General features: G+C 33.8%; 9 protein-coding genes. 1 reads left to right on the forward strand and 8 read right to left on the reverse strand.

Features of this window, described 5'->3' with window-relative positions; all coding sequences use genetic code 11:
* Positions 1–64: 64 nt before the first annotated feature.
* The 7 genes from H0Z29_11080 to H0Z29_11110 all read right to left on the reverse strand — a co-directional run bounded on the left by H0Z29_11080 (position 65) and on the right by H0Z29_11110 (position 9,436).
* Positions 65–1,606, reverse strand: coding sequence for an Rne/Rng family ribonuclease (locus H0Z29_11080; protein MBO8132034.1), 1,542 nt, complete (start codon positions 1,604–1,606; stop codon positions 65–67).
* Positions 1,599–4,133, reverse strand: a complete 2,535-nt coding sequence (locus H0Z29_11085; protein MBO8132035.1) for a TIGR03960 family B12-binding radical SAM protein — start codon at positions 4,131–4,133, stop codon at positions 1,599–1,601. The genes H0Z29_11080 and H0Z29_11085 overlap by 8 nt, the downstream gene beginning before the upstream one ends.
* 22 nt (positions 4,134–4,155) lie before the next feature.
* The gene (locus H0Z29_11090; protein MBO8132036.1) at positions 4,156–4,422 is read right to left on the reverse strand and encodes a PspC domain-containing protein; all 267 of its coding nucleotides are present in this window, start codon (positions 4,420–4,422) and stop codon (positions 4,156–4,158) included.
* Entirely contained in the window at positions 4,415–4,984 is a 570-nt protein-coding gene (locus H0Z29_11095; GenBank protein ID MBO8132037.1) for an HDIG domain-containing protein, read from the reverse strand. Before H0Z29_11095 ends, H0Z29_11090 begins: the two co-directional genes overlap by 8 nt.
* Before the next feature lie 14 nt (positions 4,985–4,998).
* Positions 4,999–5,274 (reverse strand): hypothetical protein, encoded by a 276-nt coding sequence (locus H0Z29_11100; protein ID MBO8132038.1) that lies wholly within the window; start codon positions 5,272–5,274, stop codon positions 4,999–5,001.
* 67 nt (positions 5,275–5,341) lie between these two features.
* Positions 5,342–9,181: a PAS domain S-box protein gene (locus H0Z29_11105; protein ID MBO8132039.1), complete on the reverse strand. Its 3,840-nt coding sequence runs from the start codon at positions 9,179–9,181 to the stop codon at positions 5,342–5,344.
* Positions 9,182–9,247: 66 nt separating this feature from the next.
* Positions 9,248–9,436, reverse strand: coding sequence for a hypothetical protein (locus H0Z29_11110; GenBank protein MBO8132040.1), 189 nt, complete (start codon positions 9,434–9,436; stop codon positions 9,248–9,250).
* 267 nt (positions 9,437–9,703) lie between these two features.
* On the opposite strand from H0Z29_11110, the gene H0Z29_11115 reads away from it, so the two are divergent.
* Positions 9,704–10,609: a DUF1848 domain-containing protein gene (locus H0Z29_11115; protein ID MBO8132041.1), complete on the forward strand. Its 906-nt coding sequence runs from the start codon at positions 9,704–9,706 to the stop codon at positions 10,607–10,609.
* Positions 10,610–10,612: 3 nt separating this feature from the next.
* Here H0Z29_11115 and H0Z29_11120 read toward each other — a convergent pair whose 3' ends face one another.
* Positions 10,613–11,392, reverse strand: coding sequence for a hypothetical protein (locus tag H0Z29_11120; protein MBO8132042.1), 780 nt, complete (start codon positions 11,390–11,392; stop codon positions 10,613–10,615).
* Between the last annotated feature and the right edge of the window lie 158 nt (positions 11,393–11,550).

Consider the following 11,550-nt stretch of genomic DNA (forward strand, 5'->3'; position numbering starts at 1 on the left):
TGAAATATTTATGAAGATTTTTTTAAGTTTATATAAAGAAAGTTTAAAGGACTTTTAACCTTTTTTAATACTTATCGGTGATATCTTCACCGGTTTTTTGTGAAATAAATCGAAACTCATCCAACCTTAAAGATGGATTTTCTTCTATTTTGAGAAGAATAAGATTTTTCCACTGAAGCTTTTTCACTATTTTTTTCATTTCATTTTTAAGGTATTCCCCCATATATGGGTGTACCTGTAGAGTTAACTTCAACTCCCTCGATTCTGCTCTGAATCTTCTAAGCCAGCTTTCAATCTGGGTAATGAATGAATCTTTTGACATGATTCTACCTGTACCATGACAGGATGGGCATTCCTCACTTACAGTATAAAACAGGTTCAGGCGGGTTCTCTGCCTAGTCATTTCTAACAGACCAAAATCCGAAATTGGAGCAATTGCAACCTTTGCTCTGTCCTTTCTAAACTCTTTCAAAAGCTCATGAAATACTTTCTTTTTATTTTCTTCTTTTCCCATATCAATAAAATCAATAACAATTATACCACCAATATCCCTCAACCGCACCTGGCGTGCAATCTCATAAGCAGCCTGAATATTGATTTTAAGGGCATTTTCCTCATAGTCCTTTTTACCAATAAACTTCCCGCTATTAACATCTATTGTCGTCATTGCTTCTGTATGCTCGATAACAATAAATCCACCGCTCTTTAGCCAGACACGTTTATTCAATGATTTGCGAATTTCCTTTTCCACACCGTAAAAGTCAAATATCGGAGTTTTCGAACTATAATACTCAAGTCTTTTTACCATATCAGGGGAGACTGAGCTTACATACGAGTGTATCTTTTTGTACAGACTCTTAGAATCTACAACAACTTTCGAAACATCAGGTGTTAAAAGATCCCTCATTACCGAACTTACCATCTCGATATCCTCGTATACACAAACTGGAGCAGATTCTGTCTTTGCTTTCTTCTCTATCCTTTCCCATTTCTTTAGTAAATCATCAAGGTCCTTTTTTAAAGTGTCCTTCTCCTTTCCCTCGGCCACAGTCCTGATAATCAATCCAAAATTGTCTGGCTTAATGCTCTTCGCTAAATCTTTAAGCCTTTTTCTCTCGCTTCGTGAGGTTATTTTTTTAGACACACCGACATAGCTAATGTTCGGTACAAGCACAAGAAATCTACCAGGAAGGGAAATGTCGGTTGTAACTCTTGGTCCTTTATCAGCAAATGGTTCTTTTATAACCTGAACTAGTATATCCTGGCCTGTTTTAATATTAATTTCACCGGTATCTGGCTCTTTTAGTTGACTCGGCAAAATTTCAATTTCCTCATCATCCTCCCGATCCACATCCTCAGTTATTGATACAATCGATGCAGGATTATTAACTTCAGAAAAAGGTAAAAAAGCGTTCAAACCGTATCCAATATCTACAAAGGCAGCTCTGATACCCTCAACAACATTTTCGACTTTTCCCTTATAAATATTTCCCACCATCCTGGATTTACCAGATTTTTCTATGAATAATTCTACAAGTTTACCATCTTCTAATATGGCAATTCTTGTCTCTTGCAGGCACTTACTCATCAAAATAACTTTATCCATTTTTTAATTCCTTAAAATTTTTAAATAGAACTTTTTTCCTATGAATTCTTACATCTTCCATATTGATTCGAAAAACGTCCAAAACCTCATCTATTCTTAGCGTCCTTCCGTTATCCACTAATATCTCAATATCAATCAAATTGTCGTAAAGGTCAACTTTACCAAGCAGTTTACGTGCATCTATTTTTTTAGTTCCTCTCTTATTTTTCAAATCCCTTTCTATAATATAACTTTCCTTCTTCATTATCTCATTTATTCTTCTCTTTATTTCAGATAAAATATTATTTTCAAAGTATATCGAATAAACAAATCCTTTAACATCTGAATAGATTGAGGGAGTATCTGGAGTAATTCCGTATACTTCAATGACTCTAATTCCATCCGGAAGATTTTTATTTATTATATCTTTTAAATCAACAATATTAGCTTTTAAATACACATCAATATATTCCGCCTCTGATGTGCACCCAAATGGTAGTGGAAATCCAAGTGACAGCTTCGGCTTTTGTGAAAATCCCTTCGTAAATGATAGCTTCAAATTTGCTTTTCTTAATGCCATAACGAATATCTTTGTAATATCATGGTGTGAATAATATTTAAACCTCTCATCTCTTGCATATTTTATCCTGAATTTTATCTCATCCGTCTCCTCTTTTATACTTTTGAGTTTGTATGAAATATAATCTTCTTTTAAATCTCTTGCATCTTTATCAAATACCATCCCTACTTCACGATTGCAAACTTGGCATAGACTACAGCGGTCACGACAGTCTTCAGTAAGTTCTCCACTGTAAGCCTTCTCTCTCTCAGACAGTAAAAATTCCTTAGATATACCTGTGTCAATAAAGTCCCATGGGAGATTTTTTGTTGTATCCCTTTCCTTTAAATATTCAAGTGGATCGATACCCTCCTGTTCAAAAGCTTTATACCAGCATTCTATCGAGAAATGCTCACGCCATGAGTCAAACTTTGCACCCTCCATCCATGCTCTGTAAATTACCGATGATATAGCCCTATCACCTCTGGATATTACTCCTTCCAGCAGGGAGTACTCAGGATCGCGTGTCATCACTTTTACATTTCTCAATCTTCTTAGCATAGATTTTATTAAAAAAATTTTTCGCTGTGTCTCATCGGGACTACATTGTGCTTCCCATTGAAACGGAGTAAAGGGTTTTGGAATAAAAGTTGAAATGGTAATATTCAAAGATAATCTACCTTTCCCAACGGTAAGAATTTTTCGTACAAGTTCATATATAGCATATAGGTCTTCATCAGTCTCAGACGGTAATCCTATCATGAAATATAGCTTCAATAACCTCCAACCATAAGAAAGTAAAATCTCTGTATCTTTAATAATTTCTTCCTCGGAATAATACTTATTAATTACTTTTCGCAATCTATCTGACCCAGCCTCAGGTGCAAACGTTATACCTGATTTACTGGTTTCCCGGATAACTTTCGCTACTATATCATCAAATCTGTCAAGTCTCAGTGAAGGCAATGACAATGATAATTTCTCTCTTACAATATAAGGATAAATTTCATTTAATAACGATTTTAACCCGGAATAATCGGTACTAGAAAGAGACAATAAAGAAATCTCATCCATTCCAGTTTTTTTAATTGTTGAAAATATTTGATCTTTTACCTCTTCATGGTTCCTTTCCCTAATTGGCCTATAGATAAAACCAGCCATACAGAAGCGACAACCTCTGGAGCATCCTCTCATAATTTCAAAAGTCAATCTATCATGAGAAACGTCAATTATTGGAATTACAGGATGACTTGGATAATAAGAGTTTTTTAGAAACCTAGTTCTATAGACTTTTATCTTTCCAGGGACGCCTTTCTTAGTGGGCTCTGGATAAATGTAAGAGATTCCACCTGCTTTATTTTCTTTATAAAATCCTGGTATATAAATATTGTCAAATTTATTAAGAAGACCATTTAAAACATCTTCTCTCGTAGCTGACTCTCTTCTCAATCTTCCTATTTCACGAACAAATTCTACAACCTTTTCTTCAGCGTCACCGATATAAAAAACATCTATAAATGGTGCAAGGGGCTCAGGATTATAAGCTCCCGTACCACCTGCAATAACTATAGGCTCATCATAAGCTCGCTTATCAGAAAATATTTCAACGCCTGAAAGATCAAGAATATTTAAAATGTTTGTATATGTAAGCTCATAAGAAAGGTTAAACCCAATAATATCAAAGTTTTTTAAAGGGTATCTGGACTCAAGAGAATAAAGTAGGATTTTATTCTTTCTAAGCTCGCTTTCGAAATCTATCCATGGAACATAGGCACGCTCTGCAATTATATCAGGTTCGCGATTTAAAATATGGTAAAGAATATTAAATCCAAAATATGACATCCCGATTTCATAGAGATCTGGATAAACCAAAACAATAGATGTTTTTTCCCAAGTCCACTTTTTCGTGATAGATCCTGGTTCCCCACCAATATAACGACCGGGCTTTTCAACTTTTAATAAAATTCTTTCTAAAAGTTTATTTTGCAATTTTTAACCAGCTATTAAAAAATCAATCTTCAGGTATGAATAACCCGAGTAGGAAATAGACAACCAAACCGGGAATAATTCCCGAATAGATAATAATAATTGCTGCTATGATACGGATAATATTTGAATCTATATTAAAATATTTACCCAGACCGCCACAGATTCCAAGAATCTTTCTATCATCTTTCGATCGCGTTAATTTTTTTATCTCAAATGTTTTTCCACAGTAGGGACAGTATTTAAAATCCTCAGAAATCTCATTACCACAAAATTTACACTTTTTAGTCATTAATACTTCCTTCAAGTTGCAGCTGATTCGCTATACTTTTTAATGCATCGATTACATTCTGAATATGCTCATCCTCGGGAATACCAAGCTCTTGTATTCCCTGCATTATTTCTTCTCTATTAACCTTTGCCGCGAACGCTTTCTGTTTAAATTTCTTTTTAACGGAACTAACCGTTACTTCATAAATACTTTTGGAAGGTCTTACAAGAGCTACTGCTATAATAAATCCTGCCAATTCATCTACTGCAAACAATGTCTTCGCCATTAGAGTATCTCTTTTTACCCCTGTATATGAAGCATGACCCAATATAGCAGTTATAACATCTTCAGGGTAACCTTCATTCCTGAGTATTTCTGCTCCTTTATAGGGATGATCTTTTTCAGTTGGATAAGCCTCATAATCGAAATCATGAAGAAGACCAGTTATACCCCATTTTTCTACATCTTCGCTAAATTTTTCAGCATAGAACCTCATTGCTGCTTCGACAGCAAGAGCATGTTTCCTTAAATTTTCATTTTTTGTGTACTTACATAAAAGTTCCCACGCTTTTTGTCTATCCATAGTAATTCCTGCTGTTAATTGATAGCATTACTATCATATAGCTCTATAATAATACCTCTTTTGAGCAAAATTCTGGCAAATCTCCTGTGATAAATCAAAAAATACTCCTTCTCCCTACCCGGGAATCTTTTTAATATTTCCGCCTTTACTTTTAGCAAAAACTCATTTGCACTTGCCTCATCAAATTCATCAAATCTTAATCTTTTTACTGCCCAATCTGTATATCTCGTAAGCCATCTCATTTTTGAATCTTCGATCTGCTTTTCTCGATCGCCCTTTTTACGACTCATAATAAAAATATACTTCAACCGCCAAAATTTAACTTAAATAAATTAATTTATGTAGGATATAATTATTTTATGGTTTCTTTTTAGACTTCAAAATTTTCTGTTTCTTCAAAACCATACATTCAGACGCTACTTTCTGAATCTCATCAAATTCAAAAGGCTTTGTTATTACTCTATCAATACCATATTCTTTAGCAGTTTTTATATTAACCTGGCTTCCCCATCCTGTAACAAGTATGACGATCGTATTTTCACGCAGTTTTTTAACCTGAGTCGCAAGTTCAAAACCCGAAACCTGCGGCATACCAAGGTCAGTAAAAACGACATCTATTTCAGGATCTTTCTTAAATATTTCAAATGCTTCAATTCCATCCCTCGCACCAACAACATCATATCCCAATAATCTAAGGATATCCTCGAGAAGTACCTTTGGCCCTTCATCATCATCTACAACAAGTATCTTATTAATATATACATCAGTTAGCTCTACCTCTTTCTTTTCTATTATTCTTCTCTTCCTTGTTTTCTTTGCAGAGGGTAATAAGATTTTTACTGTCGTACCTTTACCTAATTTACTATCTATTAATATCCTTCCATTATGCCTCGTAACAATTCCATAAGTAATGCTCATTCCAAGACCAGAACCCCTTACACCTTTCGTCGTGAAAAACGGATCGAACACTCTCTTTTTAACCTCCTCTGACATACCAACACCTGTATCAGTTATTTCAACTTTTACATGTTTCCCTTCCATGGAAGTTCTCACTAAAATATCACCACCTTCCGGCATAGCATCTATCGAATTACTAATTATATTCATAAAAACTTCTCGCAACTCTGACTCATTACCCTCAACAAGGTCAATGTCACCAAATGATTTAAGGATATTAAAAAATATTCCTTTTGAATCTGCTTCATCTTTCCATTTAGGTCTTAAATATCTTATCGCATCATTGACTATATCATTTATATTTACAGTTGTAAAATGCTTATCACTTCTAAGACGTGTGAAATCTTGTATCCTTTGAACCGTTTCCGCTCCATCAAGAGCAGCTTTTTCTATTAATTCGAGCCCATGCTCAACCTCAGATGATATATTCAACCTTTTTAATAGCTGGGCTCGACCAAGAATTGCACTCAATACATTATTAAAATCATGAGCCACTCCACCAGCCATCTCTCCAAGAGCTCTAATCTTTTCAATATGTGCAAGATTCTCCTGTATCCGCTGGGCTTCCCTCTCTATTTGCCTCATAAGGAGAATCTGGGATATGAAATTTGCCATTACTTCAATAGGCTTTACCGTTTCGTCAGTTGGTTTCATACCACTCTTTGAATCATCCAGAGACAACATCCCTACAAGCTCACCTTCTTTATTAAGAAGAGCTACAAATAAATTATCCTCTCTATGCCACCTATCAGGTCCTGATTCATATTCCCTTTTTCCAAAATCAACTGTCTCCAATCTTAATATATGCTTCATTGTATGGGGAACATAACATGACTGTCTTCCAAGCTTTATGCCTCTATCGAAAACAGATTTGTAGTACTCCTTTGACGCCTCTGCTTTTTTTAATTTTTCTAATACATGATTATCAATACCGACTGCCCCTAAAATACGCCTGTAGGGTGGTTCGTCAGTAAAGACATAAAATAAAAGCCTTGAAAAATCAGAAATTTCAACAATACTTTTGCAAATTAATTCAAAAAGTAAATTATCATCTTTCACAGTAAGCATTTCCGCTGATACAAGACTAAATTCCTCTATTTCTTTAGCATACCTGACTAATTTCTCCTGTGCCTCTTTTATTTCACTTATATCTAAAATAATTCCCCTTGTCCCTTGAAAACTATTATCAATTTTAATTGACGAAATCTTTACCAATGCTGGAAACTGCTTTCCATCTGCTGTCTTTATACTGGACTCGAAGCTTATTGGAATCTCAGTTTTTCTCACTTTATTAAAATTTTTCTTCGCTTTTTCGTATTCACTTTCTTTAAATAACCTATAAATTACAATCCCTTTTTCAAGTTGATCGGAAGATATATTAAAAATTTCCATTCCTTGCTGATTTAAAAAGGTAATGTTTCCTCCCTTATCTGTTTCGAAGACTACACCAGGTAGTAAATTGGTTAGTTCCCTGTACTTTCTTTCACTTTCCTCAATTTCCAAAGTAGCAAGATGCCTTTCCGTAATATCTCTGGTTATACCTACCAGCCCTATAACTTCCCCAGATTCTGACTTTATTGGTACTTTTGTAGCCGAAAGCCACCTCGTTTTACCATCTCTTATAACCTTTTCAATTTTATCAATCAGAGGTAAACCTGTTTTTATTATCCTTCTTTCATCTTCAAAAGCCTCAGCGGCAAAATCCTGATCAAAAAAGTCAAAGTCAGTTTTGCCAATAGCTTCCAACGGATTTTTTATACCAAGAAGCTCTGCCTGGGCTTTATTTATTCTAATAAACCTTGATTCGACATCTTTAAAATAAATTGAATCGGGGATGTTATCCATTAAAGTTTGTAACAATTCTGTTTCAAATCTTAGTTTCTTTTCCACCTCCTTTCTTTTCTCTTCCTCATCAAGAGCATGAAGTGCATATGATATATCCATCCCAACTTCAACAAACAAATTTTTATATTCCATTCCAGATAAAATTTCCTTGTTGGATGAGGCAAATAGAACACCATAAAAATTACTTTCATACTTAATAGGATAAATAAGAGAACTAAATCTTTCACATGATTTATAAAGTTTGCAATTTTTACAGAATTCCTCAGGGAATCTTACTTCTAAAACCTGTTCCTTAACCTTAGCAAGATTAACACATTCTGGCAAATAAGCTGAAGCATTTTCTTTCAAAATATTATTAGCCCTTTTCCCCCATCCTATATTGTAACTTTTAATTGGAAGTTTCTTCTCATCAAAAAGAACAATCCATACTCTTTGAAAGACATCCGTTTCAACAAGATGACCACATATACCACTTAATAGCTTATCCCTATTCTTTTCTTTGGCTATATGTTGATTTACATTCCTGATAGCCTTTAATAATTTATTCAACAATTCATTTCTATATGTAATTTTGCGAAGTTCAGTCACATCAATAAAAATAAATCCATATAAATCACCGAATATATGATACATACGGATGATAAAATATTTATCTAAAGGCTTTACGTACGATTCAAAACTTATAGATTTATGCGTATCCTTCAGATCCAACACCGCTTTCAGATTGGGAAGGGCTGGTGGTGTATAAAAATCTTTCAACATTTTTCCAATATAGTCCTTCTTCTTCCGACCTGTAATTCTTTCGAAGGCAGGATTTATATCAATAAGTAAAAAATCATAACTATCTTTGCCTATCTGGACGAATTTTCCTATAACCTGTCCTTCAGTTATATTTTCAAAAGACTTACGAAATTTTAATTCACTTTCACGTAATTCATACTCTTTCTTCTTTATCTCTGTAATATCCCGCTGTGTACCCCAGGCACGTATTAGTTTCCCATCTTCAATTTCCCCGATGAAGTTATTCACAAAAACATGTGCATTACCCTCTTTATCTTTTTCAATAGACATTCCATCTATAAGTCTGAAACCATTCCTGATAAAACTTCTTAAATATTCAATATTATTTGGATCGTCCTTTATAAGAAGATTAGAAAGTCTGGCACCCAGAATATCTTCCTTTTTTTCAAAACCATACATCCTCGCCATCACATCGTTGCATTCGGCTAAATATCCTCTTTCATACATAAGCTCAATTATTTCATCTTCAGGAAGGTCTATTGGAACTGGCTCGTCAGCTTCGAAACACCAGATTCCTTCAGCGGCACAGGATAAAAGCGAATTATATTTTTTTAATAACTCTTTATATTTTTCTTCAAAATCGCTTTTTTCCATCGGAAGCATCTCTGCTAACTCTGATAAACTGCCAGCATATTTGGGTTATAGACCCAGCTTCAGTATTTATTCTCCCTTTTTACTTTTAAACTTTGAAAAAAATACTATCATCTTTTCAGGTAATAAAACCATTAATATACCGAAGACGATACCGACAACACCAACAAGTACAATAAACCACTTTGGTAATATTAAAAGTAATAATCCCACAACAAGCAAAATAATTCCCAAATTTCTCATGTCTTCGCTAAGCATATTTATCTCCATTTTTTGTTATCATACTTGCTTAAATATATGATTATATTTCAATATTGTCAATTATTTAAATTTCTGATACATAAAAGTGTTAAGTAAATCACAATTTGAAATATAGACCCACTTAATTTTGTCGTATAAATTATTGCAATTAACATTTTTAATAAATTTTGTAAATTTATTTGGTGTTTTCGAACAAAACATTTGAAAGTTATGAATATTTAAATAAAATTTGTGTCAAATGAAAAACATAACGCGTTTTAGAAAATGGATACAAGAAAAAAGACAATCCTTGATCAGAAATACGATATAAAAACGATAAACAAAGTTGATGAAAATGTTTTGCCAATTATTTCAGTAAGCCGACGATCCGATATCCCGGCATACTATGCCGAAAAATTTTTAAAAGACGTTAAAAGGGGATTCATATTATTTAAAAATCCCTTTAATTTTCAACGACTCAAAGTAGACATTAAGCCCGATAAAATATCAGCATTTGTTTTTTGGTCAAAAAACTATAGACCCTTCATGAAAGCACTTGAGAAAATAAATGAACTATACACCGGACGTTTTATTTTACATTTCACTATAAATAATTATAAAGGAAAGGCGAAAAATATCCTTGAACCAAATATACCTGAAAGTCTTGAGATGATCGAGTTAGCTAAAGAACTATCAGAAAAATATGGGAAAGAGAAATTATCTATTCGTTACGATCCAATTATAATTTCCAATCTGACTCCACTTTCTGAACGACTCGAATCATTTGAGGAAATAATTGAAAATCTGAATGGCTATATCTTAAGGATATATGTAAGTTTTGTGGATATTTACAAAAAAGTATCAAGAAGATTTTTAAAAAATGAGAACAGAATAAAAATAACAGAACCAACTGTCGAAGAAAAGGCGTCATTACTTTCCAGAATGAAGAATGCGGCATCGAAAAAGAATATAAAAATTTTAACGTGCTGTGAAGATCAGGTAGGTCAAATGGCAGGCATAGAGAAAGGGCACTGCATAGACGTAAACATCTTGAAAAAGCTATTTCCCGATGTACCTTTTACTAATGAGATTCGACCAACGAGAAATGAATGCGGCTGCTACTATAGCATTGACATCGGTGAATATAATACCTGTAAATCGAAATGTCTTTATTGTTATGCTAACAGATAGATTTTACCACTCAGGTATTTCTCCCCAGGACCATATATAATTCAGATTTATTATCTCACCCACCAGCTTCATTTTTTCAAGCATTCTTAAAATATCTCGTAGAATGGCGGTATGCAGCGATATATGGTGAGCCTTACCAAGTGGTCTTCCAAAGGGGAAATTAATAAAAGCGCATCTAGCAAGAGAAAAGGTCAGAGCCTGCTCATAGAACAATGTTAGTGTTGCAGTTGGGATTTTACTCTCTTCAATCAATCTCGATATTATACATGCAGTTTCACCTGTAGTCGCCGATACCGGAATTACTATAGCTCCATCTACTTTGCCTTTTTTCAATTCCCGAATCATCCTTTTAATATTCTTTTCCAAAAGTTCTCTATTCTCGTTAAAACCAGCAAAGCTATAGACATTCTCATAAATCTTCCCGACAAAACCTTCTTTCTGTAACAGGATTAACCTCTCAATAGGGCAGATTACATTTATATCCTCTTTAGCCTCAGAATCTTCCCAATCAATATTTACATATCTTAGCTGATTACTTTTTACTCTGGAATTAATAATTCTATACTCGTAATTCTCACTTTTACCTTCATTTGTAAAGGGTTTATCATCTTTATGATATACACCGGCTACGGAGATAAAGGCTATTGTGCTATCCACAAGCTTTTTCTGAAAAGGAGTCCATACGACATTTCTAAAAGGGAGTTGCTCCCTATAAATACGAGCCATCTGCTCATAAATTATCCTTTTATTCTGAGGTAGGTAATCAAAATTCGACCTTCTCATTGCTCCAAACTATCGATTTCAAATTATTTTGAAAAATTTTTAAAAAAACGCTCAGAAAAATAACACGTTAAAAGAAATTTTGCAAATATAAACCAAGTGTATAGTGTACAGTTCATTCACATGGTATACAGTTAAGGAGATTAATGGGGTTGATAGGG

Source organism: Candidatus Neomarinimicrobiota bacterium, assembly GCA_017656425.1.
Taxonomy (GTDB): domain Bacteria; phylum Fidelibacterota; class UBA2242; order UBA2242; family B5-G15; genus JACDNV01.